This is a genomic window from Clostridium thermarum, from assembly GCF_006351925.1.
Taxonomy (GTDB): Bacteria; Bacillota; Clostridia; order Clostridiales; family Clostridiaceae; genus Clostridium_AU; species Clostridium_AU thermarum.
In genome coordinates, this window is record NZ_CP040924.1 from 2,621,979 (window position 1) to 2,648,418 (window position 26,440).

General features: G+C 38.7%; 22 protein-coding genes, 1 tRNA gene and 1 other annotated feature. Of the genes, 5 read left to right on the forward strand and 18 right to left on the reverse strand.

The window, feature by feature from the left end:
* Positions 1–61: 61 nt before the first annotated feature.
* The 3 genes from FHY60_RS11850 to cimA are packed head-to-tail and all read right to left on the reverse strand — an operon-like array spanning position 62 to position 3,649.
* Entirely contained in the window at positions 62–904 is an 843-nt protein-coding gene (locus FHY60_RS11850; protein WP_139905246.1) for a prephenate dehydratase, read from the reverse strand.
* An 8-nt stretch (positions 905–912) separates the two neighbouring features.
* On the reverse strand, positions 913–1,986 hold the full coding sequence (leuB, locus tag FHY60_RS11855; protein ID WP_139905247.1) for a 3-isopropylmalate dehydrogenase: 1,074 nt from the start codon (positions 1,984–1,986) through the stop codon (positions 913–915).
* Between the two features lie 22 nt (positions 1,987–2,008).
* A complete protein-coding gene (gene cimA, locus FHY60_RS11860; protein ID WP_139905248.1) occupies positions 2,009–3,649 on the reverse strand; it encodes a citramalate synthase in 1,641 nt (546 codons plus the stop codon).
* A 47-nt stretch (positions 3,650–3,696) separates the two neighbouring features.
* Positions 3,697–3,951: a binding site (T-box leader), on the reverse strand.
* Between the two features lie 165 nt (positions 3,952–4,116).
* Between cimA and ilvB the strand changes: the two genes are divergently transcribed.
* Positions 4,117–5,745 (forward strand): biosynthetic-type acetolactate synthase large subunit, encoded by a 1,629-nt coding sequence (ilvB, locus tag FHY60_RS11865; RefSeq protein WP_139905249.1) that lies wholly within the window; start codon positions 4,117–4,119, stop codon positions 5,743–5,745.
* 13 nt (positions 5,746–5,758) lie between these two features.
* Positions 5,759–6,247 (forward strand): acetolactate synthase small subunit, encoded by a 489-nt coding sequence (ilvN, locus tag FHY60_RS11870; RefSeq protein WP_139905250.1) that lies wholly within the window; start codon positions 5,759–5,761, stop codon positions 6,245–6,247.
* 36 nt (positions 6,248–6,283) lie between these two features.
* Here ilvN and FHY60_RS11875 read toward each other — a convergent pair whose 3' ends face one another.
* The 3 genes from FHY60_RS11875 to FHY60_RS11885 form a co-directional block, all read right to left on the reverse strand.
* On the reverse strand, positions 6,284–7,795 hold the full coding sequence (locus FHY60_RS11875; protein ID WP_139905251.1) for a 2-isopropylmalate synthase: 1,512 nt from the start codon (positions 7,793–7,795) through the stop codon (positions 6,284–6,286).
* Positions 7,796–7,941: 146 nt separating this feature from the next.
* A complete protein-coding gene (locus tag FHY60_RS11880; protein WP_139905252.1) occupies positions 7,942–8,460 on the reverse strand; it encodes a chromate transporter in 519 nt (172 codons plus the stop codon).
* Positions 8,457–9,002: a chromate transporter gene (locus FHY60_RS11885; protein ID WP_139905253.1), complete on the reverse strand. Its 546-nt coding sequence runs from the start codon at positions 9,000–9,002 to the stop codon at positions 8,457–8,459. Before FHY60_RS11885 ends, FHY60_RS11880 begins: the two co-directional genes overlap by 4 nt.
* A 202-nt stretch (positions 9,003–9,204) precedes the next feature.
* Here FHY60_RS11885 and FHY60_RS11890 point away from each other — a divergent pair.
* Positions 9,205–9,280, forward strand: a tRNA-Ala gene (locus FHY60_RS11890).
* A 106-nt stretch (positions 9,281–9,386) separates the two neighbouring features.
* Here FHY60_RS11890 and FHY60_RS11895 read toward each other — a convergent pair.
* Positions 9,387–11,810 (reverse strand): glycoside hydrolase family 3 protein, encoded by a 2,424-nt coding sequence (locus FHY60_RS11895; RefSeq protein WP_139905254.1) that lies wholly within the window; start codon positions 11,808–11,810, stop codon positions 9,387–9,389.
* A 176-nt stretch (positions 11,811–11,986) separates the two neighbouring features.
* On the opposite strand from FHY60_RS11895, the gene FHY60_RS11900 reads away from it, so the two are divergent.
* Positions 11,987–12,823, forward strand: a complete 837-nt coding sequence (locus FHY60_RS11900) for an AraC family transcriptional regulator (protein ID WP_139905255.1) — start codon at positions 11,987–11,989, stop codon at positions 12,821–12,823.
* A 47-nt stretch (positions 12,824–12,870) separates the two neighbouring features.
* Here FHY60_RS11900 and FHY60_RS11905 read toward each other — a convergent pair whose 3' ends face one another.
* The gene (locus tag FHY60_RS11905) at positions 12,871–14,961 is read right to left on the reverse strand and encodes an ATP-dependent helicase (protein WP_139905256.1); all 2,091 of its coding nucleotides are present in this window, start codon (positions 14,959–14,961) and stop codon (positions 12,871–12,873) included.
* A gap of 12 nt (positions 14,962–14,973) precedes the next feature.
* Positions 14,974–17,637 (reverse strand): DEAD/DEAH box helicase, encoded by a 2,664-nt coding sequence (locus FHY60_RS11910; RefSeq protein ID WP_139905257.1) that lies wholly within the window; start codon positions 17,635–17,637, stop codon positions 14,974–14,976.
* Between the two features lie 187 nt (positions 17,638–17,824).
* Between FHY60_RS11910 and FHY60_RS11915 the strand changes: the two genes are divergently transcribed.
* Complete coding sequence (locus FHY60_RS11915) at positions 17,825–18,241, forward strand: DUF421 domain-containing protein (protein WP_279230470.1); 417 nt, start codon at positions 17,825–17,827, stop codon at positions 18,239–18,241.
* Positions 18,242–18,267: 26 nt separating this feature from the next.
* Here the strand turns inward: FHY60_RS11915 and FHY60_RS11920 are convergent, their stop codons facing one another.
* The 9 genes from FHY60_RS11920 to FHY60_RS11955 form a co-directional block, all read right to left on the reverse strand.
* Positions 18,268–19,089: an ABC transporter ATP-binding protein gene (locus tag FHY60_RS11920; RefSeq protein WP_139905259.1), complete on the reverse strand. Its 822-nt coding sequence runs from the start codon at positions 19,087–19,089 to the stop codon at positions 18,268–18,270.
* Positions 19,089–20,120 (reverse strand): FecCD family ABC transporter permease, encoded by a 1,032-nt coding sequence (locus FHY60_RS11925; protein WP_139905260.1) that lies wholly within the window; start codon positions 20,118–20,120, stop codon positions 19,089–19,091. The genes FHY60_RS11920 and FHY60_RS11925 overlap by 1 nt, the downstream gene beginning before the upstream one ends.
* Positions 20,117–21,115, reverse strand: coding sequence for a FecCD family ABC transporter permease (locus FHY60_RS11930; RefSeq protein WP_139905261.1), 999 nt, complete (start codon positions 21,113–21,115; stop codon positions 20,117–20,119). Before FHY60_RS11930 ends, FHY60_RS11925 begins: the two co-directional genes overlap by 4 nt.
* Entirely contained in the window at positions 21,112–22,164 is a 1,053-nt protein-coding gene (locus FHY60_RS11935; RefSeq protein WP_139905262.1) for an iron-siderophore ABC transporter substrate-binding protein, read from the reverse strand. The genes FHY60_RS11930 and FHY60_RS11935 overlap by 4 nt, the downstream gene beginning before the upstream one ends.
* 31 nt (positions 22,165–22,195) lie before the next feature.
* Positions 22,196–22,498: a hypothetical protein gene (locus FHY60_RS11940; RefSeq protein WP_139905263.1), complete on the reverse strand. Its 303-nt coding sequence runs from the start codon at positions 22,496–22,498 to the stop codon at positions 22,196–22,198.
* A gap of 23 nt (positions 22,499–22,521) precedes the next feature.
* Positions 22,522–22,683 carry a hypothetical protein gene (locus FHY60_RS17955; RefSeq protein WP_163215734.1) on the reverse strand — a complete coding sequence of 54 codons (162 nt, stop codon included), beginning with the start codon at positions 22,681–22,683 and terminating at the stop codon, positions 22,522–22,524.
* Between the two features lie 10 nt (positions 22,684–22,693).
* Positions 22,694–23,851: a DUF362 domain-containing protein gene (locus tag FHY60_RS11945; RefSeq protein WP_139905264.1), complete on the reverse strand. Its 1,158-nt coding sequence runs from the start codon at positions 23,849–23,851 to the stop codon at positions 22,694–22,696.
* Positions 23,852–24,104: 253 nt separating this feature from the next.
* The gene (locus FHY60_RS11950) at positions 24,105–24,734 is read right to left on the reverse strand and encodes an HD domain-containing protein (RefSeq protein ID WP_139905265.1); all 630 of its coding nucleotides are present in this window, start codon (positions 24,732–24,734) and stop codon (positions 24,105–24,107) included.
* 115 nt (positions 24,735–24,849) lie between these two features.
* Positions 24,850–26,379, reverse strand: coding sequence for an LCP family protein (locus tag FHY60_RS11955; RefSeq protein ID WP_139905266.1), 1,530 nt, complete (start codon positions 26,377–26,379; stop codon positions 24,850–24,852).
* Positions 26,380–26,440 lie beyond the last annotated feature (61 nt).

Genomic DNA, 26,440 nt, shown 5'->3' on the forward strand with positions numbered 1-26,440 from the left:
GTCAAATGTCCATTATCAATTAAAGCGGTTATACCATCTACCGATGGTATAGCCGCTTTCCTTAGCAGTCTTTTACAAAGTTGCCTAGTACTTTAAAGTTTCTGCAAATTGCCTTTATCCTCTCAAGACCATTTCTCACCTTTTCATCCTTCAGGTTTCCTTCCACGTCGATATGAAAGGAGTATTCCCATGGAACATTGGGGATTGGTCTGGATTCTATGAACAGCATGTTTAAGTTGCTTTCGTATATAATCTTGATTACGCTGTAAAGAGAACCAACCACATGAGGCAAAGTAAGTATAATGCTTATTTTGTTTGCTTCATCGGATTGTTCCAATTCATTGCTGATTGCAATGAATCTGGTGAAGTTTTTCTCGTTGGTATTAATATTTTCCTTAATGACCTCCAGCCCATATAACTTGGCTGCCCTAATACCACCTACAGCAGCCTTAGTTTTCGAGTTGCATTGCTTCACATATTCTGCGCTTTTTGCAGTATTATAGTAGTTGAATAACTTCCATTCACTGTGTGACTGCAAAAATTCCTTGCTCTGCTGAAGGCCTTGGGGATGAGAATAAACTTCTCGGATATCCTCAAGGGTTGTTCCTTTAATACCCAAAAGGCATTGATTTATTCTCATACATTTTTCTGCAACTATAAACACGTTGTACTTGTTCAATAAATCCATAACTTCTGATATTCCTCCGGTAGAGGAATTCTCTATTGGCACCACGGCATATCTTACTTCTCTATTGTGAAGTAGTTTAAATACTCCTTCAAAGGACTCACTGTAAGCTTCTTTACAGTCATCTCCAAAGATACTCAGCATTGCATCATGGGTATATGAGCCCGGTACACCGTAGTAACCTATAACTATATTTTTAACTGCTAAATTAGTATTCATGTATTACCTCATCTTAATTCTTTAACTACAAGGTGCCCCATAGCCTCACAGCCTACAGCCGCCATTCCAGGCGACATTATGTCAAGGGTCCTGTAGCCTTTGTCAAGAACCTTGTTTATTGCATTTTCTATATCTTTTGCCGCTTCCGGCATATTAAAGGAATATCTCAGCATCATGGCAGCACTCATTATAGTAGCCAGAGGATTTGCTTTGTCCTGTCCGGCTATATCCGGAGCAGATCCATGTATTGGCTCATAAAGTCCAACATTGCCATCACCTAAGGATGCTGAAGGAAGCATTCCTAAGGATCCTGTGATCATGGAAGCTTCATCACTTAGTATATCACCAAACATATTCTCAGTCAAAATCACATGGAATTGTGAAGGCTTCCTGATCAGTTGCATTGCTGCATTATCAACATACATGAAATTTAACTCCACGTCTGGATACTGCTTCGAAATTTCTGTTACAACCTCTCTCCACAGTCTTGAGCTTTCCAACACATTGGCCTTATCAACAAGTGTTAATTTCTTATCTCTCTTTCTTGCTATATCAAAAGCCATATGAGAAATTCTTGCTATTTCAGCTGTGGTATATACCTGAGTATCCCAAGCCTTGTAGGTACCATCCTCAAGCTGAACCTTTTTCTTTTCCCCGAAATAAGAACCTCCTATAAGTTCTCTTATTATCAGTATATCAAGTCCATCTTGCAGGGCTTCTTCCTTTAACATTGATGCTGACTTTAATTGTGGGAATACTATGGCTGGTCTTAAATTAGCATATACCCCAAGTGCCTTTCTTATACCTAAAAGTCCAGCCTCCGGTCTCAAATGGCCGGGGAGTGTATCCCATTTTTCTCCTCCAACGGCACCTAAAAGCACAGCATCACTGGCCTGGCATATTTTTATTGTTTCTTCCGGCAGTGGTACCCCGGTTTTATCAATGGCAATCCCACCCATAAGCACCTCTTCTTTTTCAAACTCAACACCGTACTTTTCCCCAATTACATCTAGTACTTTTAGTGCTTGTTTAATTACCTCCGGACCAATTCCATCCCCCGGTATAACTGCTATTTTCTTCATTTCTTTCTACCCCCATCTTTATTTATTCTGCACAGCTGGCAGCACCATAATCTTCTGCCCTATTGTGGCTGCCTTTCAAAAGTCCATTTCTGGCCTTTTCTTCATATAAAAAATATTCAATAGAATCAACTAAAGCTTTCCAACTGGCTTCAATTATATTTGTAGAAACTCCAACGGTTCCCCATGTTTTATCACCGTTTGTGGTTTCGATGTGAACCCTAACCTTAGCAGCTGTTGCTTCAGTGGTTTCCAGAACTCTAACCTTATAATCAGTCAACCTTATGCTGTTTAGCTGAGGATAAAATAGTTCCAGCGCCTTTCTTAGTGCACGGTCCATGGCATTTACCGGACCATCCCCTTCTGCCGCGGTTATTTCCTCTACCCCATCTACTTCAACTTTTATAACCGCATAGGCGCTGTATTTCTCCTCCCATTTGTCTTCGCAGTGAACCCTAAAGTCCTTAACCTCGAAGAACTCTTCTTTCAGGCCCAGCATTTTTCTCACCATTAGCTCAAAGGAGGAATCTGCCCCCTCAAATTGGTAACCATCATACTCTAATTGCTTTAGGTGATCTATTATGCCTTGTGCTTGTGGAGAATCCTTTGTAATCCAAGGAGCTACCCCCTGTATCTTCTTTACAACAGTACTCTTTCCGCTAACCTCTGACATAAGAATTCTTCTGCTATTTCCAACCAGCTCCGGCTTAATATGCTCAAAGGAAAGAGGATTTTTTAATACCGCATCTATATGCATGCCCCCCTTATGTGTAAAGGCACTGTTTCCAATATAAGGTGCCTTAGAATTATGTGCCATATTTGCTACCTCACTTATATATCTGGATAAGGTAGTAAGTTCGCTGAGATTTTCACCGCACTTAATATTCATATTAAGCTTAAGCTTTAAGGTTGGTATAATAGCCGTCAAATCAGCATTACCGCATCTTTCCCCATAGCCATTAAAGGTGCCTTGAATCATGTCTGCACCCTTTATCACTGCTTCTACGGAATTAGCTACAGCAGTACCTATGTCATTATGGCAATGTATTCCTATTGAATCCCCCATGCTGTCCTTTACCTTTTCAACAATCTCACAAATCTCTGAGGTTAAGGTGCCACCATTTGTGTCACATAGCACCAGCCATTGCGCTCCCGCCTCTTTTGCTGCCATAAGAGTCATTAAGGCGTAACTCTCATTTGCCTTAAACCCGTCAAAGAAATGCTCTGCATCATAGATTACTTCTTTTCCAGCAGCCTTTAGGTAGGCTACGGTATCCTTAATCATATTGATATTTTCATCTAGAGTGGTCTTCAGTACCTCTATAACATGCATATCCCAGCTCTTGCCAAATATTGCTACAGCCTGAGTATTAGCTCTGATAAGAGCTGCAACATTTATATCTTCTTCAACGGATATCATAGGCTTTCTGGTACTTCCAAAGGCTACCAGTTTTGAATTCTTGAGTTTCAAATTCTGAATGTTATTAAAGAACTCTATATCTTTTGGATTGGATGTAGGATTACCGGCTTCGATATAATCAATACCGAATTGGTCTAACTGCCTACATATTTTGAGTTTGTCCTGGAGTGTAAATGAGATACCTTCTGCTTGAGCCCCATCTCTTAAGGTTGTGTCATAGATAAATAATTTGCGCCCTGTTTTCAAAAAAACATACCCCCTTTTTATAAATGCAAAAAGAGCATACTTTACCCGTATGGGGCGAAGTATACTCGCGGTACCACCCAAATTTTTACTCAAAAATCTAACGGTTTGCACCGGCACAGCTTAATTAAGGTAAAATTCCCCAATAGACCTTGTTCAGCCTGCAGTTCAAAGGTGATTTTTCATATTCACTATCTCTATGGGCTTTCACCTACCCCCACTCTCTTATTAGATGAACTGCTTTTTATACATTCCATCATTTAAAGAGACTCATGAATATTACTTTTCCTTATCATCACTTTTTATTATATTGTTTAATAATTTAGCATAATTATGCGTGACTGTCAATATAATGCACATATTTTTAATAAATATTTATTTAAATATACATATTTATATTCATTCTAATTGACACTAAATTTCTAAACTATTATAATTTAGGAAATATATACATAAGGAGGGGGCTACAAATGAAGGCTTCAGAAGCAATTGTAAAATGTCTTCAGGAGGAAAAGGTTGATGTCATATTTGGTTACCCAGGTGCAGCGGTTATACCAATATATGAAGAACTACGAAAAAGCAAAATAAGGCACATCCTTGTGCGTCATGAGCAAGGAGCAGGACACTGTGCCAGCGGTTATGCCAGAGTTACAGGAAAAGTTGGGGTTTGCATGGTAACTTCTGGTCCCGGTGCTACAAATGTCATTACTGCTATAGCTACAGCTTATATGGATTCCATACCAATGGTTATACTTACTGGGCAAGTTAATCTGCATCAAATAGGTAAGGATGTTTTTCAAGAAGCTGATATAACCGGTTCTACAGAACCTTTTACAAAACATAACTACTTGATTAAAAATGAAAATGATATTCCGCGAATACTAAAAGAAGCCTTTCATATTGCGGGGACCGGAAGACCTGGACCGGTTTTAGTGGATATCCCTATGGATCTCCAAAATAAAGATATTGATTTTGATTATTCACAGGTGGTTAACATAAGGGGTTATAAGCCTACAGTAAATGGTCACATTCTTCAAATAAAGAAGATTGTCGAAAAGCTCGAAAGCTGCTCCAGACCATTGGTTTGTGTTGGAGGAGGTGTCGCCTGCTCTAATGCCAGAGAGGAACTGAGAACCTTTTTAAAGCTTTCTGGTATTCCTGTAGTCCACACTCTGCTTGGAAAAGATTCTGTAGAGAGTAGTAGTGATAGATATTTAGGTTTAATCGGCATGCATGGCTTTATCTCTGCCAATAAGGCTGTATCCAGAGCTGATGTTATTATTTGCATAGGAACACGATTTGGAGACAGGGCAATTGGTCCTTTTAAAACTGGCCACCATAAGGATATAATTCATATCGATATTGATCCCGCTGAGATAGGAAAGAGTCTATCTACTCTTATTCCGGTAGTTGGGGATGCCAAGGATATTTTATCTCAGCTGAATACTATGATTACTCCCTTAGATCTAACTGCATGGATAAAGGAGCTTCAAGATATAAAGAGCAATGATCCGTCATTAATACATGGTAAGCAGCAAAAAAACTCTGACAGCAGCGTAAATCCAAAGGAAGCCATTAAATATATATCAGAATTAGTGGATGAAAATGCAATCTTGGTATCCGATGTAGGGCAGAACCAAATGTGGGCCTCAAGGCACTTTGATATTTTCCAAAACAGACTGTTTATTACTTCCGGTGGTCTGGGAACTATGGGATATTCCCTTCCAGCAGCCATCGGAGCTAAGGTTGCCTGCCCTGACAGAAGTGTTATTGTGACACTTGGGGATGGTTCATTCCAAATGAGCCTCCAGGAACTTGGCACAATCATTAACACCAATGTAAAGTTAATAATTGTACTCTTTAACAACAGCGGCCTTGGCATGGTTAGAGAGCTTCAAAAGGGAGTTTACCAGCACACCTACGGAGTGGATATAGAGCATAATCCTGACTTCACCAAAATTGCTGAGGCTTATGGTTTGAATGCAAAAAAGGCTACAAACAATGAAGAGTTTGCTCAGGCCTTCCGCTGGGCACTGGACCAGTCTAATACTACTTTGATTGAATGTATAGTTGATCCTGAAGTCAGAACACTTCTATAAAAGGAGGAGCAAGATGAAAAAGCATATTTTATCCATACTGGTAGAAAATCACTCCGGTGTTCTCAGTAAAATATCTGGCCTTTTCAGTAGAAGAGGGTATAACATTGAAAGCTTAACGGTAGGAACTACAGAGGATCCCACTATTTCCAGAATTACAATAGTAGCTGAGGGTGATAATACTATCATCGAACAAATCACAAAGCAATTAAACAAATTAATTGATGTCATCAAAGTCCAAAAAATAGATACAGAAAATGCAGTAACCAGGGAAATTGCCTTGATAAAGGTCAGTGCAACCTTAAGCAATAGATCCTCTATTATAGAAGTGGTAAATATCTTCCGATCTAATATCATAGATGTAAATGATAAAAGCATGATAATAGAAGTAACCGGAGATTCTAAAAAAGTCTCTGCCATGATCGAGATGTTGAGACCCTTTGGCATCATTGAAATGATAAGAACAGGCTTGACAGCTCTCAACCGGGGAAACAAATCTATCTAATTAGAAACAAATAAACAGATGGCTCTTGCCATCTGTTTATTTGTTAGAAACCATTCTGTTTATAGCATTTAGGTAGGCCTTGGCGCTGGCCTCGATAATGTCAACACTTATTCCTCTGCCGGAATAGAACTTATTGTCCTTTTGAATTTTTACTACCACTTCACCTTGAGCATCCTTTCCGCCGGTGATAGCCTTTAGGTAATAATCCACAAGGTTTACTTCCTCTCCGATAGCCCTTTCTATAGCGTTGAAGGTGGCATTTATGGGGCCATCTCCACAGGCCGCTTCATCCACAGCCTCTTCTCCTTTTCTTATTCTTACAGTAGACGTCGCTATAAAACTATTTCCAGAGGATATATGGAAGTATTCAAGCTTATAAACATCATTTACTACCACGGAGCTTTCCGTCAGTATAGCTTCTATGTCCTTATCCATTATGGATTTCTTTCTGTCAGCTAGATCCTTGAATTTCATGAAAGCTTCGTTTAGCTCTTCAGCGCTTAATTGAGTGTATCCAAGTTCCTTTAGCTTTTCCTCAAAGGCATGTCTTCCTGAATGCTTTCCTAAAACTATGTTGCTGGTCTTAAGTCCGATGGTTTCTGGATTCATTATTTCATAGGTTTCTCTGTTATTCAGCACTCCATGTTGATGTATTCCTGATTCATGGGCAAAGGCATTTGCTCCCACGATAGCCTTATTAGGCTGAATCTGCACACCGGTAAGCTGACTTACCATGCTGCTTGTACGATAAATTTGATTAGTATTAATATCTAAAGTAAACCTATTGTAATAGTCTTTTCTTGTTTTAATTGCCATTACCAGTTCTTCAATGGCCGCATTTCCGGCTCTCTCTCCCAGTCCATTTATGGCCCCTTCTATCTGCTGAGCACCATTTTCTAAAGCCGCCAGGGAGTTAGCCACTGCCAACCCTAAGTCGTTATGACAGTGAACGCTGATTATGACCTTATCTGCACCCTTTACATTTTCCTTAATCCCTTTGATAAGTTTTCCAAACTCCGCCGGTGTTGCATAACCAACTGTATCCGGTATATTTATAACATCGGCACCGGCCTCTATAACTGCTTCCAGCACCTTGTATAAAAACTGCACATCACTTCTTGTTCCATCCTCCGGTGAAAACTCTACGGTAGGACAAAGGCTTTTAGCGTATCTCACAGCTGCTGCGGCATTTGAAATCACCTCTTCCCTTGTCATATGAAGCTTACATTCCATATGAATATCAGATGTGGCCAAGAAGGTATGAATTCTTGGTTTCTCCGCATATTTTATTGCTTCCCAGGCTCTATCTATATCGCTTTTAACCGCCCTGGCCAATGCAGCTATAGATACACCCTTAACATTTTTTGCAATGGTCTTAACACTTTCAAAGTCACCCTTTGAAGCTGTTGGAAATCCAGCTTCAATCACATCTACTCCTAATTTTTTCAGCTGCTTTGCAATCTCCAGCTTTTCCTGTGCATTTAGACTAACCCCCGGTGTCTGTTCACCATCTCTTAAAGTTGTGTCAAAGATGAATATTTTACTCATATGCCCCCTCCTTTAAAAATAATGTTGCAAAAAAGGCGAAACCTATGTCCGCCATTGAAAAACATTATTTACATTTTGCCCCAAAGTAAAAACTTTTTTAAATTATACCATGAATAATTATGCAGTGCAATTGATTTGTATAAATTTTAATACAATATAAATCCGGCCACACCCGAAGCAATTATCATTATTATTGGATCTACCTTAAACTTAAAGTTTGTGATAAAAACTACTGCAAATATTATAATACTCTTATAATCTATAAAGGAGGATTCACTTACCATTATAGCTGCCGCTGCAATCAAACCTATTACCGCAGGTCTTAAGCCCAGTAACGCCCCTTCTACATGTTTATTTCCTTTAAATTTAAAAAAGAACCTGCATATAATCAGCATAACTATAAGTGATGGAAGAACCGTCCCTAAAGTTGCAAGCACGGCTCCAAGTACTCCTGCCGTCTTATATCCTATGTAGGTAGCAGCATTTATTGATATAGGGCCGGGAGTGGACTGAGATATGGCTACAATGTCTATAAACTCATGTTCAGTAATCCATCCGTTTAGGTATACAACTTCCCTGCTAATCATAGGTAGCATTGCGTAGCCTCCGCCAAAGCTAAAAATACCAATTTTGAAAAAGGAATATAACAGTCTTATGTAAATCATTTCTCTTTACCTCCCCATTTATTAATATAGATTATACCGGCAATTGCAGCAGCTAAAATTATATAAATGGGTGATACATCCAGGAAGGCTACTAAGACTGTGGCTATTATAGGTATAATTATAGTCTTTCTATTCACCTTGGCATTCTTGGCCATGGAATAAACAGGCGCTGAAATTAGTGCAACTACTGCAGGACGAAGACCTTTAAATATTCTTATCACTGCCGGTTCATTTTGGATACCGATAAAAAAAACTGCTATGGCAATAATTATCATAAAAGAAGGAGCTATTGTGCCTAAAGCAGTAGCTATACTACCGGGTACACCTGCAGTTTTATATCCAACAAAGACAGCAGTGTTAACCGCCAATGGTCCCGGTGACGCTTGAGCTAATGCCAGCATATCAACAAACTCTTCTTTCTTAACCCACTTCTTGTTTTCAACAACTTCCTTCTGGATCAAGGATACCATGGCATACCCGCCTCCTAAAGTAAAGGCACCAATCTTAAAAAAGGATTTGAATAGTTCAAAGTACTTTTTCATTTCATCACACTTTCTATATCATTATTTTGGACAAGGTAATTTTAACACTATAAGCTATAATTTTCAAACCATTGTGCTATGGCCTTTGAAAATAGTTTGCTCATATACAGCAAAACTATAGAAAAATCAATAAACTTCTTGTTTTCCAAAATAAAACTCTTGATTTTATCTTAACACCGTAGTAAAATATTATTGTTCATTTGGGGATATGGCGAAGTTGGGATCGCGCTTGAATGGCATTCAAGAGGCCAGGGGTTCGAATCCCCTTATCTCCACCAAAATAAAGAAGCAGTGAAACACTGCTTCTTTATTTTTTATAATCTTCATATAGCAATTGATAAAAGGAGGGGAAGCCATCTCTTTTCCCCTCCTCGTTCTTTAAAACTAATCCACCTTCAAAATTAGTTCAAGAATTCTCTTAGCGCAAATATCCATTTCTTCTCGGGTAATTAGTCCCAGGGCTTTAGCTTCCAATAGACGTTCAGGATAACCGCGGCCCATCTTAAGATCATTTCCGGCTTTAACTTCCTTATAGTGTTCTGCATAAGTCCACCAGTCTGTAGTAACCATGCCATTCCAGCCCCATTCGCCTCTCAAAATGTCTTCTAGTAACTCTCTATTTTCAGATGCTCGGTGGCCATTTATGATGTTGTAGGAAGACATTATGCACCATGGATTTGCCTCTTTCACTATTATTTCAAAGCCCTTTAGGTAAATCTCTCTGGCAGCTCTCTCTGACACTCTGGAGTCACTGTTCTTTCTGTTAGTTTCTTTGTTGTTTAGGGCAAAGTGTTTCACTGTGGCGCCAATGTGCTGGGATTGAATTCCTTCTACCATTGCGGCAGCCATCTTGCCGGTTAAGAATGGATCTTCGGAATAGTATTCAAAGTTACGTCCGCACAAGGGACTCCTATGAATATTAACTGCCGGCGTTAACCAAATAGCAATGTTATTCTCCTTAACTTCCTTTGCACCGGCTTCTCCCACGGCATAGACAATATCTCTGTTCCAAGTACAAGCCAACAGGGTAGCACATGGCCAAGCTGTTGTCTTAACGCCACATTCAGGTGCAATTCTGAGTCCCGCAGGGCCGTCAGCAGTCATGATATTAGGTACGCCATATTCAGGCATATTGCCAAGGCCGAAAGTGTTTGCCACTCCGGTATTTGGTTGACCACCTAATAAATGAGCCACTTCCTCATCTGTCATTTGTGCCAGGAATTCCTCTACGGTAACCTTACCCTCGGCTACTTCATAGAAAGTGTGGCATCCCTTCTTAAAGGGCTCCCTCCATAACTGGTAGCTCTTTCTTATTCTTCCTTCCGGTGTATAGCCTTCTGCCTGCCAATCAGGAATTTTCTCAAAGGCACACTCATTGGGATTGTGAGCTTCTCTCTGCGGAAGCTGTTCTAAGCTTCCATCGGCCAGCATTCTTTCCTTTAAGGAAGTTGGAGCCAACTTTTCACTAAGCTGCTTTACAACTCTGTTCTTCGGCACATTATAAGCAAAGCTAAGCTTTTCCACATCACGTACTGAAGTACCAACATATATTACATAGTCTCCGGCTTCCAGTACATAAGCTGATTTTTGAATTTTTCCCAAGTCGTCGTAGGAAGCCATAGAATCAACTGTAAATTCAAGACTTAGCAGCTGAGTTTCTCCTGCCTTTAACAGTCTTGTCTTCTGGAAGGCCACTAAGCTCTTTGCCGGTTTTCCCAAAAGACCTTGTGGTGCACCTACATATATTTGAATAACTTCCTTACCTTCAACAGTTCCTGTATTGGTTACACTGACTTTAACTTGAATTACTCCATTCTGCTCTTCAGCTGAAACTACACTCCATTGGAAGCTTGAATAGGATAGTCCAAAGCCAAAAGGATAATTTACCTTTTCAGCTGCTCCCGGAATAGTCTCAAAATAGCGGTATCCCACATAGATATCATCTGTATACTCTACATAGTCAACGGAGTCATGGAAGTTATAAGTTGACGGATAATCTTCCAGTCTCTTTGCAAAGGTATCGGATAATTTTCCTGAAGGATTTCCCATACCGCAAAGGAGCTCAGCAGCAGCTAGTCCACCTTCCATTCCGCCCTGCCATGCCATAAGGACAGATTGAATGGAATCGTCATCTACAAACCAGCTTGTATCCACCATTCCTCCCACGTTCATAACTACAATAACCTTGGAAAAATGTTCTTTTACTGTATTCACCATGGCTGTTTCTGCCTTGGTTAGATAGAAGTCACCTCTTTCAAAGATTTCTTCTGATCTCTTAATTAGTGGGTCTTCATAGGGCAGAACGATTTTATCCTTTGTGTCCAAGGAACTTTTTCTGTCCCATCCCTCTCCCGAGAAACGGCAAATAGTGATAATTGCAGTATCAGTGAATGCAGAAGCCTTCTTTAATAGGTCTTCAGGAACCGCAGGCTCCACTGTCATTCCACGTACAGCACCCTGTTCATATTGACTCTTAACGTTTTCAAGATAAAAATCAGCTAACTCTTCAAAAACACTTATATGTCCCTTTAAGGCCTTCATTCCCTCATAGAGGTTGATGATGTATTCAACGGTTACATCCCCGCTGCCACCCCCGCCTTTTACGTAGTCAATGCTTCCCTTCCCAAATAAGGCAACCTTTGTGCCCTTCTTCAGCGGAAGCACATTCTGCTTGTTTTTTAGAAGAACCATCCCTTCCTTAGCTGCATTTTTTGATAGTTCTCTATGTGCTTTAGAGGCTGTGACCCTTTCACCATTTTCCCCTAAAGGCAAATTGGGTTGGAATCTTGATCTTTGCCATTTGTTCATACTAAATCACTCCTAAGCTTAATATTAGTTAGTGTTATACCTCTATATTATTACTTCCAAAAATAGATAACAAGTATGTTTCTGACTTTCAATTATGTCGATATTGACATTATCACCTTAGCATGATACTTTTTTGTACATAGTATATTCTTATAGATGAAAGGTAGTTGCATTTTATGGCAAACCATGAGATAATTTCACCCAATGCAGGGCTTCCAGTTTATTTTGATGTTTTTAAAACCTACAACCAACTGGTGCCCAGCCACTGGCACAACCATTTGGAGGTGCTTTATATTTTCCAAGGCACTATGCATGTTGTAAGAAATGATGAAAAGTACACCATAAATCAAAATGACTTATTTCTGGTGAATTCCGGTGATATTCACTTGACCAGAAGCACTGACAATCTTGAGGCCTTACTGCTCCAGGTCCCTTATGAACTTCTAAACCATTCTATTCCCGAGTATAAAAACATTAGGTTTAAAGAGTATTATCCGCATGATGAACTTTGCCAAGATCCCATATTTCAAAAAACGATTTGGTACCTACTGGAAATGAAACAACTTTTTGAACAAAGAAAGGATGGCTACCACTTCCTTTTTAACAGTAATCTCAATCTATTTTTACATACCCTCTATACCCATTATGCCATCCGTCAAAGTGCCGATGAAAAAAATAAGGCCGCAAAATGTCTTCTGCGGCTAAAGGAAATAATTGAATATGTAGAAAAAAATTATATGGAGCCAATAAGCCTTAAGGCGGCAGCAGCTTTAGTAGCATTGAATCCCGAATACTTCTGCCGAACCTTTAAAAAGTTTACAGGCTTTACATTTATGGAATACGTGAACATGGTTAGGCTTACCCATATCCATCGTGACCTTATAGAAACAGATGATAGCATCACAGTACTTCAAGAACGGCATGGCTTTACTAATTATAAGGTCTTTAACCGCATGTTTAAGGAAAACTATGGATGTACTCCATCTAAGCTCAGACTTAATAAATGTAAGTAAGATGGAGCTATTCATAGTGGCTTTGATTAGCTTCCACTCCTACAGCTTTACAAAAATTCCAGTTCACTAAAGGCCTTCATAAATTCTTTTTTGCCGTAGTTTTCAAATTCTACTTCTATCATCATATCATCTTCTTTTAGAACTATTCCTGTGCCATATTTCTTGTGGCACACTTTTTTTGCTTCTACCGTTTTTTCCGAACCAAGGTCTTCTTTACTTTCAATTGCTCCTGCTTCAGCATTTGCTTCTCTAAGCCCTTCCTTCTTGACTTCTATAGACTTCTGAATCTCCTTTTTTAGTTCCTGTAGATTCACACCTTCGCTTTTTACTGCATCCTTTTGTATCAAGTGGTCCGGAATCATGCGGATGAACCTGCTTTCTCCAGGCATTGCCCTGTGAAATTCCGGATTAGTATAATAGGACAGCTCCAAGTGCTCCTTAGCCCTGGTAATACCAACAAAAAATAATCTACGTTCCTCTTCTTCCTCTTCCTCGTTCCTTGCCTGCAGTGGAATAAGTCCATAATTGACACCGGTAATAAACACATAGGTAAACTCTAGCCCCTTAGAAGCATGCAGGGTCATTAGCTTTACCGAGTCCTCTTCGTTGTCAATGTCCCTCTGAAAAATATTTATACCATAAAGGGCCGAAGAATTTATAAAATCCCGAAGTCCCTCCATGAATCCCTTAAAACTTTTACTTATATACTGCTGAATTATCTCCAGTAATTTATATATTGAAGCCTTATCTTCTCCATAAGCGGATGCCGTTGGCCGAATATACTTATCAATTTCAAAATACTCATACAGGTCCTTTGTATCTTTTATATAGGAACACTTTTCGGTAAACTCCATCATTTTAACATACAGGTTGGATACACCTATCTTTTGTCCCTTAACTATTTTCACCGCTTCTGCTTCTTTAAATCTTTCACCATAGTCCTTATGGCTGAGGACAAAAATCCCTGAGGTGTAATCACTATGATTTACAGAAAAGCGTAACAACCTAATTATCCACTTTAGCACCGGTATATCACCTGTGGTTTTCTTAAGGGATACTTCATAGGGTATACCTTCTTTGGAAAACACAGCCTCAAAAACTTGGGACTGATTCTGAGTACGGTAGAATATTGCAATCTCTTTATAAGGCACTCCTTCACCGTGTAGTTCTCGGATTTTATCTGCTAGGTAGCAGGCCTCATTAAAGGGGTTGTAGTGATTTTTTACAATTATCTTATTTTCACTTTCCCTTACCCCCCTTAGGCTATCTCCGGTTTCTAAGAAAGGCCTTGCTGCTTCTAAAATAATGTTACTGGACCGGTAATTAATAGGAAGGGACAGCTCTCTTCCATGATATCTGTGCTTTAGGAAATAAACGACATGTGAAGAAGTCCCGCGCCAGCTATAAATCACCTGATTTGGGTCTCCCACCGCAAAAAGCCTCGTACTACCTTTCTTTAATCTATCGATAAATTCCAGCTGCAATCTGTCACAGTCTTGTACCTCATCAATGATAATCCACTTAGGCTCAATTTCAGAAGCATCCAGTAAAGTAATTGCATTCTCCAATAAATCTGAAAAGGTCATTTTGTTTTGCTTTATCTTTTCATCTTTCAGTAGTTGAACCAACCTAAATATATCATCATTATATTTAGATACCCTCTCTTCTTCCTTCTCAATTAACAAGGCCTGCTCCAAACGCTTATTTAGCCGGTTCTTATATTTTATGTTTAGTTTTTGATCTCTTATAATCTGCAGGGCAATATCCACTTCCTCTTCCTGTTCTATTACTTGAAAGTCCTTTGTATAACCGAGTTTTTCAATATTCAACTTCTTTCTGAGTAAGTTTAAAGCAACACTATGAAAGGTTCCAAAGCCTTGCAAATTTTCTGGCAGAACACTGTTATCTGAACCCATAAGCCTTTCTTTTATTTCATTAGCTGCCTTATTGGTAAAAGTCAGTACAATCATATCCTCATAGCTTATGACTTTGGCATAGTGCAGGTATATAATCTTTGCTATTAATACTGTAGTTTTGCCGCTTCCCACATTGGCATTGACAATACAAGCTTCACTTTCATCCAGTACAGCCTCTCTCTGATATTCATTTAGTTTCTCTAAAACCTCTTCGTACTGCATGAAATTTTCCTCCTAGTCCATTAAATCCTTATATCTTTTCTGGAGTTTATTTTTTACATCTGTTCTACCCTCAGAAGCCTCACTCAATTTAATCTCTAACTTAGTTCCTGGGGGAGCATCTGTATAGAAGGCTATAATATTCTTAAGGCTTTTGTAATTTGTCTTTTCCAGAATCCATTCCTTATAAAAGGCCTTATCCGTTGTCAGTATTAGCAAATGATCCTCAAGCTCCACCTTGGGGACAGAACTTAAGAATGCTGCAAAGCTCTCTCCGTTCTCTTGAAGATATGAACAGAACTCCTTCCATTTAACTTGTAATTCACTAAACTTAAATGGCTTCTTCATAAAGGTTGCCGGCGAATACTCTACAATCTTAATATCCTTTGGCGGTTCTATCTCTTCCAACAGATTATTTAATCCCCATAGAACAAGGGATTTGTCTAATTTGTAGTCCCCTATGCAGGCAACGCATCCATTTTCACAGGTACATCCTTCAACCATTTTAATTGTATTGTCAATTATTTGGCCTAACAGGTCGAATGCTTTTTCTGCATATCCCAAGCCGCCTATATACTTATCGTAGATAAACATATAGACCTCTTCCTCAAAATTTCCTGTTATCTCAAAGGCGTTATTGGACATTGTGATGCCTATATCTTCCTGTTCAGTCATAGTAGCCATCATGGCTGCATTTTTTATGGCATAGCACAGACCTTCAAAATGGTTATTCCTTATTATGGCACCACTTTCACTTTCCTGCAGCAGGTTCCTGTACACCTTAACCACATTAGCCGGAATCTTTACCCAAGTACTTTCTGTATCAAAGTCCTTTGATAAGGGTTTTTCAAGTTGTTCAAAGCCCAGGTTCTGATGGTTATGAAATTGAAGCTTCTTATACATATATACTATTTCATCTACATTGACATCACCGAAGGTCACTTTGGTTCGCCTAAATTCCTTGTCCTTATGCCCTTGAACAATTCTAATGCTGGTTGTTCCGCCTGGCATTGTGTAATAATTTCCGTTAAAGGGCACAGCATAGGCAGTTCTGCTTTCTAAATCCAATTTTACAACTTGGTACTGTACCCCAGCATGCATATAAATAGCTCCGTTATGAATTTCTCGGAAGGCCTGCATTTCATCCATCTCTGTAATTTCTTTATTATTTTCCTTATTTATAAGTTTATATCTGACTTTATCTATATTTCTTAAACTAAAATCCCCTGCAGGGAAGGCGTTTCCGCACCAGGCAAATTTACCGCTTTGATTGGTCAACTCCTTGGCACGAATTAGTACAGGAATTGTCTCTCCTAAATCTGGAAAAACAGAGATATCATCAAGTGTCAAGGGTATTTCCGCAGCCGCTGCACGGATATGGGCCAGCTCTATTAAAAGGTTATTCTTATCAATAACAGCATTTTCACTGCCACTTTCAAAAAGCCAGTCCGGATTTATGGCAATGTATTGGTCAAAGGGCAGGTTATCTAAAATCAAATAATTTGAACACTCTATTCCGCTTCTTCCTGCCCTACCGGTCTGCTGCCAGAAGGAGGCTCTGGTTCCAGGATAACCTACGATAACAGTGGTATCAATCTTTCCAATATCAATTCCCAGCTCCAATACGTTGGTAGATACTAGTCCCCTCAACGCTCCGCTTATCATTTTATTTTCAATCTCTTTACGCTCTATAGGGGTATATCCTCCCCTATATCCCGATATTTTATCCAGCAGAGATGCTCCAAAAAAGCTCTCCGCCTCTAACTTGTCAGTGGACTCCTTTAAAATCACTTCCACATCCCTTCTAGATTTTGCAAAGGCAATAAAACTGTGGTTATTTTCCACCAAAGTAGGTATTAATTCTGCAGCAACAGTGGTAGGAGATATCTGGCCGTAATACCTTTTGTTATTTCCCATTATTTTAGGAGGTTGAACTAAAAAGTAATTTCGAGCTGCAGAGGGTGAACCATCCTTGCTAATGTGGATAAATTTTTTCCCGCAGATCTCTTCAGCCAGCTCTATGGGATTAGCAATGGTGGCGGAACTGCAAAGGTATTGAGGGTCTGAATTGTAGTATCTGCATACCCTCCCCAATCTACGGAACACATTGGCAAGATGAGATCCAAAAGCCCCCCTGTAAGTATGCAGCTCATCTATAACCACATACTTCAGATTTGAAAATATGAAGTCAAAGCCAAACTTGCTGTGGTTAGGTAAGAAGGATCCATTTAGCATTTCCGGGTTAGTTAAAATGATATTGGCGTTTTTACGTATTCTGCTTCTCTCATTTACTGGAGTATCACCGTCATATACCCCGACAGAAATCCTGTTTTCACCAAAGTAATCCAAATAGGGCAAGAGAGCTCGGTATTGGTCACTAGCCAAGGCCTTGGTAGGATAGATAAAAATCGCTCTTGCCAAGGGGTTAGATAGTATTTCCTGTAGTACCGGCAGTAAAAAGCTCAGCGTCTTACCACTGGCTGTGGCGGTATTTATGACAATATTTTGCTTATCCATCGCCTTTTCAAACATTTCCGCCTGGTGGCAGTAGAGCTTAGTAAGACCTTTCTCAGTTAAATACCGAACTAGATCCGGAGACAGCCTCTCCGGAAAATCCACGTACACCCCTTCTCTTTTAGAGATAGTTTTTTTATGTATAATTAAATCTTTTATATCCATTTAAAAGACCCCTATCCTGCTATAATATCCTATATTATATAACAACTTTCGGATAAATACATCCTCTCTGATTCAAGGCTAAAAACATAGCCAAGCTTCCTTAAGCGGAATATTGATAAATTTTTTCATCTTTTATTGGTTAAACTATCATTGATACATCTTAATATAATTAATTTTATTAAGAAAGATATTCAATCATTCAGCAATAACCGTTGTGAAGAATGGAGAAATCCTTTATAAGGGATTAAAAAAAGCAAGAATATCTATCGACATGTTATTAGAGGAGTTACGAGAAGCAAAGGTAGAAGATGTAAAAAAGGTAGCACTGGCAATTTGGGAGGCTGATGGTAAGGTTTCTGTTTTCTTAGATCCACAATATGAATCTATAACACCTTCACTCTACCAAATGAAAACAGAACCCTTTGATTTACCAAGGATAATCATTAAGGAAGGTAAGATTGATTTCAAAGAACTGGAACGGGTTCAAAAGGATGAAAGCTGGCTTGTTGCCAAGCTAAGAAATTTATATCAAACGGAAGTGCAGAACGTTCTTCTAGCTACCATAGATAGTAAGGGTAAATTAAATATATTTCTAAAAAGCTAAGCCCAGCGGAAAACTGGTCTTAGCTTTTACATACTAGACGCTTTATCTATGCAGTGATTTCTTCCTCTCGGCACAATAAAGGGTGTATATGAAACCGGATCTTTTATGACTACACAGTCTAACCCAAATACGGTATCAATTAATTCAGGTGTTATTATCTCTGATGGTTTTCCCTGATCAATTAATTTACCGTTGCGGAGAGCAAATATATAATCTGCGTACCTGGCAGATAAGTTTATATCATGAAGTACCATTACAATAGTGGTTCCCTTTCTGCGGTTTAGATCTGTCAGCAAATCAAGAATCTCTACCTGATAAGCGATGTCCAGATAAGTAGTAGGCTCATCTAAAAGCAGTATATCGGTTTGTTGGGCAAGGGCCATAGCAATCCAGACTCTCTGACGTTGTCCACCAGATAACTCATCTACACTTCTATTAGCAAGCTCTGTTATTCCCATTATTTCAAGCGATTCTTCCACTGCTTCAAAATCCTTTTTATCCATAGTCTTTAAAAAAAATTGATAGGGATATCTTCCTCTTGAAACCAGATCCCAGACTGTTATTCCTTCAGGAACTACCGGTGATTGAGGTAGAAGCCCTAAAATTTGAGCCAATTGCTTAGAAGGCATTGAAGTTATTTTTTTGCCATCAATCAGAACCTTTCCTGAAATAGGCTTAATAAGTCTTGCAAGTGTTTTCAACAGTGTTGATTTACCGCAGCCATTTGCACCAATAATAACACTTATTTTATTACTTGGTATAGCTATATCAATTCCATCAACTATAATCCTTTTGTCATATCCAGCTACTATTTCTTTCGCTTCAAATAATTGTTTTTTATTAGTCATTAGGCTTTCCCCCTCCTATTTATAGCTATTAATAAAAATAGCATATATGGTGCCCCTAAAATTCCGGTTACTACACCTACAGGGAATCTTGTTCCAAATGCAAATTGACCAAGCATATCAGCTCCAAGAACTAATAAGGCTCCAACCAAACCTGAGGACAGACCGTTTGATGCTCCCGGTCCGGCAAGTCGAGATGCAATTGGACCCGATAAAAATGCAACGAAGGCTATAGGACCTGTAATTGAAGTGGCAAAGGCTATTAAGAATACGGAACATAAAATCAGCATAATTCGTATTAGATTAATTTTTACACCTAAGGTAGTTGCGAATTCATCTCCAAGTTCTAGTATTTGAAGCTGTTTTGTTAAACCTAAGATTATAATACTGAATACAACAACAACCAAAACTAAAACGGGAACATCTTCAATACGCATTCCATTTAAGCTGCCACTTAACCACCTAAGTGCAGAAGGGACATCATGTTGTGAAGATTTAGCTAACAAATATGAAATGAGTGAATTTATCATTGCCTGTATTCCAATACCTATAAGTATCAATCTGCCGTTAGAAAATCCTGAGCCCTTAGACAGTAAATATATTAGTAACGATACTAAAATTCCTGAAATTAAGGCGGCTATAGACACACTGCTACCGCTCATATTAAGAACTAATATGCAAAAAACTGCAGCAACACTGGAACCTGAGCTTATGCCTATGATGTCAGGACTAGCCAAAGGGTTCCTAAGCATTGTTTGAAAGGTATTTCCTGCTATGCCAAAGGCAAAGCCAGCAAAAACACCACAGAGCATTCTTGGCAACCGTATAGTTTGAATAGCAAAGGTAGCGCCCTTTATTTCTTCACCGCTTAAAACCTTAATAACTGTACTTAAGGGATAGTTTTTATTACCATACACTAGCATCATGACGCAAAGACATAAAGTTAATATAAACAGTACAATATTAACGCTAATTAAGCGAATTTTTCTTCTTGTATAACCTTGTCTGATTAGATATTGAGCACTTTGTGTCATATAGCTCTCACCTTCGCTTTCCTGGCAATTATTACAAGAATTGGTGCTCCTAAGAATGCAGTAATAATTCCAACCTGAATTTCGCCGGGACTTCCAATAACTCGTCCCAAAACATCTGAAATGATCAATAGTGCTGCTCCGCCAATTGCTGATAGCGGAACTATTCCCTTTAGATTTGAACCAAAAATAAGACGTATGCTGTGGGGTATCATTAAACCTATAAATCCAATGGGTCCTGCTATTGAAGTAGTTGCTCCGGATAGCATAACCCCTGCTATTGCACAAACAAGTCTAATAACTCCTGTATTTACACCTAAGCCAGTGGCAACCTCATCTCCTAAGGCTAAAACATTAAGCGCCGGTATGGAAGCTAAGCTGATAATCATGCCGATTATGACAAAAGGTAATATTAGGGTAATACTATCCCAGGTAGCACCACTTACACTTCCGACTTGCCAAAATCTAAAGGCATCCATAACTTGACTTCTGGGAAGTATAACTGCGCTTACTAAAGATGATAAGACAGCACTGGTAGCAGCACCTGATAGTGCTAGCTTTATAGGAGTCATGCCTCCATTGCCAAGTGAAGCTATAATATAAACAAAGACAGCTGTTACTCCAGCTCCAAGCAAAGCAAGCCAAATATACTGGTTTGCTGAATTTATATTGAAAAATGCTATTCCAATTACAACAAATAATGATGCACCGGTATTAACACCCAAAATACTTGGATCAGCTATTGGGTTTCTAGTTATAGATTGCATAAGGGCTCCTGATATTCCAAGAGAAGCCCCTGCCATAATACTAAAAACAGTTCTGGGAATACGCTCACGTACCACAAGTGCGGCAAAAGAGGTATCATTATTATTTTGCAAAGCATTTATAACTTGACTGAATGGTACACTTTTGGACCCCCATGCCAATGATGCAAATACGCATAAACCTAGAATGACAATACTCACCAAATAGATTGCAATTACTCTTGAGCGCTTCATTTTACTTTATCTGCTGCCTCTCCAATAATCTTTAAGTATTCATCTATTGTTGCAGGAATAGACAATGCGCTTGGAGTACATGAAGCTGCTAATGATGATCCATTTTCTATACTTGCTACTGCACCATTTTTAATTGCAGGCAATGTTGATAATAACGCATCTGCCTGAAGTTGACTCAACAAATCATCACTTCCATAAGTTACAATCAAATCAATATCTGCTAATTTATCAATATTCTCTGAACTGATTTCCAGAGCAAAACTGTCTGAAGTTTCTGCCAGAGCTTTAACGCTTTCCGGAACTGTCAATCCTAAATCCGTTAGATATGCCGCACGTGGATCACTTGGAAGATATACATAGAATTTTCCTAAGTCTGCTGGATTGAAGTAGCAGAATGCAGCATTCTTACCTTTAAGAGAAGCTATGGCACTAGCTTTTTCTGCTATTAACTTTTCTAAATCTGCAACTAACTTATCTCCTTCAGCCTTCTTACCTATTGCAGTTGCATTTATTGTTATCTGATCACGCCAATATGTTTGCCACGCTAATGTAGGAAATGCTACTACAGGAGCAATTTTGCTTAATAAATCATATTCTTCCTGTGTAATACCTGAGTAAGCCGCCAAAATAATATCAGGGTTAGCATCACTTATAGCTTCATAGTTCAAACCATCTACATCATCAAAAACTACAGGCTTGTCAACCCCTAACTCCTTATATTTTGCTCCGGTCCAAGGTAATAGACCATTCTCATCAGTTACACCATAATTTGCCTTAGATACACCAACCGGTACAATTCCCAAAGCTAAAGGTACATCATGATTACCCCAGGAAATCGTAGCAATGTTTTTCGGTTCTTGTTCAATAACCGTTTCTCCATAGGCATGTTTAATTGTTATGGGATATGTTACAGAAGTAGTTTCTTCTACCTTTGTGTTATTTTCAGTATTGGTTTGAGTGTTACCTTGAGTATTCTTTGTCCCACCTGAACAACCTGTTATTAACAGAGTACAAGCAACAATAATTGCACCTAATCCTTTTGATTTCATAATCGTCCTCCTAATATAAATATGTATTTTTTTAAATTCCTATTATATAATTATAAGTGAAAACCATTATCATTCTCACCAGCATGTTAATCTTATCACTAATAGCAAAGCTTGTCAATATTAAAGTTAAAAATTTGTCATGATATTTAAAATTAAATGATAAAAAATACCCATAAAAATCCATACACTGATTTTCACGGGTATTTTTGTCGAACTTCTGGTCTTGTGTTAATGAGCATAGCTTTGCCGTGGACTTTTTATTCTGTTCATAATATCTAAATGATACTCCATCTCCCAATAGCAAAATTGCAGAACCTGCCTTGCTCTCAACCATACCTCCTCGTGCTTTTGCACACTCTATTGTCTTTCCTTCAAGTAGCTTGGGGTATTCCTTCGGATCTCCATGGTACCAGGCAAATTTATTAGGTCTATGATCTGCAACACCTTAATAGACATCTTTCCTCTAATAGTTTGATTAATTTGCTTCACAATTGTTAACGCTCCAGGTATTTCAATCATTTGACTACTCCTATCTTAATCCCAGCATCTTACTCAATTTCTTGTCCTTTGTTACAATTGCTCCTTTAGGACAAAGCTCCTGACAGCAAAAGCACCTTATACAGTTACTGTAATTCCACTTTGGCACTTCTTTACCATTGCGTTTTACGAATGTAATTACTTTTGATCTTTCCGGGCATACCTCATCGCAGCGCTTACAACCTATACATTTTTCTTCAATAAGCACCGGATCCGGTGCAGTTAAGGACGACGCCAGTTTATTTAGGGAGGGTGTAAGGAAATTTACTACCTTGGCACTACGGGATAGCTTAAAGTCCTTACATTTCATAGTTTCCAGCTCTTCACCTAATATTTCTATTTCTTCCGGCAGAACTGCTCCCCATTTTGATTCCTTGGCTACCTTTAGAAAGGGTACAGCAAGTACATTGTCGTAGCCGATCAGTCTTACCGCCGTTGAATCAACGGCCGTAAGGCATTTCCCCATAATTATGGTATCCATTTTTCTAGGTGTTCCGTTTCTTGGGCCGTTTCCTTCCATGGCTACTATGCCATCAAGTATTGCAAAGCTAGTTTTGACAACTGAATTCAAGTCCAGCAGCATCTTGCTAAACTTAACGGAATCCTGCAGCTTTGTATGCCACTCTGATTTTTTATGACCGGCTATGCAGCCAAATTGATTTTTAACTGCTCCGGTATAATACATCATGGCATGGGTCTTAAGCTTGGGCAGGGTTATAACCACATCTGCCTCATAAGGTGCCTTGGCCACATCCCAATACTTATACATCAGGGGACTCTTTAGCTCTACATGTATTTCTTCATTGAAATCAACAAACTTGACCCCATACCTATCCGCCACTTCCATCAGCCCTGATTTCTCAGCAGCCTTTGTAGTATCTGCAAAACCAGGAGAATCTCCAAAAACTATATTACTGCTGTATTCTTTGACAATTCTTATAACTGCTTCGAAAAGTGCATAATGTGTTATAACCGGAGACCCCTTTTCAACTATACTTAGGAGGTTAGGTTTTAACAACACCTTTGAACCACTTGGTATAAGAGTACTTAAGAAGGACTTTCCGCCTAGAAGTTCAAAGCCCTCCCTAAGCTTATTCTCAATAGTATCAACATCATATTCTGTGCATTTCAATAAAGCTACCTTTTCCATTTAACCACTACCTTTTTATAATATATACATATTATACAATTTCCAAAATACAGGCATCAATATTTATTTATATATTTAAATTATATGGCCCATAGTATTGAAGTAGAGCTTATACAGCCTATGGCTTATATAATTTAAGGCAGTATCAAGTCTTGTAAAGTAACTCCTGAAAAACAAGACTTTTTAGTTTTAGTACATGCGTAAATATTAAAAAGTCTAAAGCACTTCACACCGGTAAGTGCCTTAGACTTTTTTAGTTCAGTATTTCAACATATTCTCTGCATACTTTAGTAAAGTACTCCACACTCTTCTTTTCTTCTTCAGCCTTTTCCGGTGTCATATTACCGCGTCCCAACCTATCACAAATTGAAAATAGGGATATCTCATGGAGACTTACTTCAGAAAGCATACCTTCTATATCAGAAAAAGGAAGTTCCTTAGCGATAAACAGGGGCTGCATATGCCAGCGTACTATAGCAGCTACCTGCTTAATAAATTCATCATCATTCGTTAACTTATAAAGGAATCTTTCTGCTAATTCTCTCCCTATTTTATCGTGATCATAGGAGGTTATTCTTCCCTTTCTTAGCTTTGTGGTGGGCGCCTTTCCTATATCATGCAGTAGGGCTGCCCACATAAAGGCTTCTTTAAACTCACTTCGATTCCTTCGCTTAGCTGCCTCGTCCACTACCATCATGGTATGATTCCATACACTTCCTTCAGGATGATGTACCGGGTTTTGTGGTGTTTCTTTTAAGTCACTAAGCATCTTAAAAGGCTGTCCCTTGAACAGCGCTTCTTTTGAAATATCATTTAGATAAACCGAGGGTCTTTCATCATTAACTAGGTGGCTGGTTATTTCATGAAAGTAGTCTATCGTCATAATAAAATCTCCTTTTAAAGAATAATAAGGAGCACTTAGGCTCCTTATTATTTTTTGTAATCTGCAGTTTTTAATACCCTATATAATATACCACAATTACCAACTTTTAAATAAATTAATTTACAGGCTTACTTTCATTATTTACTGTTCCCGCTTCAGTACCACCGGTACCATTGCTACTTGTTCCGGAATTGCCATTAGTGGTTCCTCCGGTACTTGTATCGCTGTTTACCCCGTTACCGGTGTTGCCTGTGTCTGTCCCATTAATAGATCCGGTTCCGCTGTCTCCTGTGGTTCCGGTGTCACCGGTATTACCAGTGTTACTGGAATTCCCGCTACCATTCTCCTTGGTGCCAGTATTGCCTTCACTACTTCCGCCAGTGCCGGTTTTGTTACTTCCGTTATTAGGCTTTTCAGTATTATCAGTTCCTATACCTTCTTTACCCGCTCCGTTATTTTCAGTTCCTTTTCCCTCTGTAGTTCCAGATTTGCTTTCATCACCAGTTTCTACCACAGGTTCTTGATTTTCCTTTTCAGGTTGATCTAAGCTCGGGTCGTCGTTATCATATTCCACCTTAACTTCCTTGGCTTTATACTCTTTAATTACCTGATTAAAGGCTTCCAAATCCAACTCTTCTACTGGTGTAATCTTATTTGTAAATATGAAGTCGTTCATAACTTTCGCATTTTGATTTCTATCCATCAAAAGAACCCAGGCTCCGTTATACATTCCACCCCAGCTTAGGTCATTGGTAGGTATCTGTAGTTGAGCTACCTCCAAGGGCTCAAATTTTGACACAGTATAAGCATAGTTAAGCAGGGCAGCGGGTTCAATGTTAGTACGAACACATCCCAACATGCTTTCCATGATCTTTGGATAATTAATTAAGCTTGTACTTTTTAACTTTTGTGCTAAAAGTCCTAACACTTCTCTCTGTCTTTCAGTTCTATTGTACTCTGTATCAGTCTTTCTTATTCTGGCATAGGCTAAGGCTTGCTGTCCATCTAACAGCTGATATCCTGTATGAGTCAAAGGAGGTGATCTAACCTCTCTGGTTTCGCCAATGTACTTATTTATTTCATCAAGTTCATGTTCCTTTACATTTACATAAATTCCGCCTACGGTATCAATTATATCTTCAAAACCCCAGAAATTAACTAGAATATATTTATCCAGTTTAATTCTAAAATTCATTTCTATGGTTTTCATTAACAGTTCCGGTCCACCCAGTTGATAGGCAGCATTAATCTTCTGTGTCTTATACTTAGGTATATCAACGTAAGAATCTCTCATAATAGAAGTGAACTTGATATTTTTATTTATATCGTCGATAGTGGCTATAATAATGGAGTCTGATCTTGAGGGTTCATCAATTTCTCTGGCATCGGTACCTATTAATAATATGTTGGTTATACCCTTTTGTTCTTCATATAGTGGTGCTTCCATCTCAACATCGCTATAGTCTACATCATTTTTAATAGAACCATCATTTGCAGATACATAAATTTTGCTTCTCACATGAAGATAATATGCTCCAATGGCAGAAAAAGTAATAAGAAAAATTAAACATATACTCAATACAATCTTTTTTTGAATACTCATTTTTTTGAGGTAATTTCCTATTGCCTTAAAAAAGTTTTTCAAATAAAACACCTCCAATTTTTTCGGACACTTATATATACGTATTTTTTTATATAAATTGCAC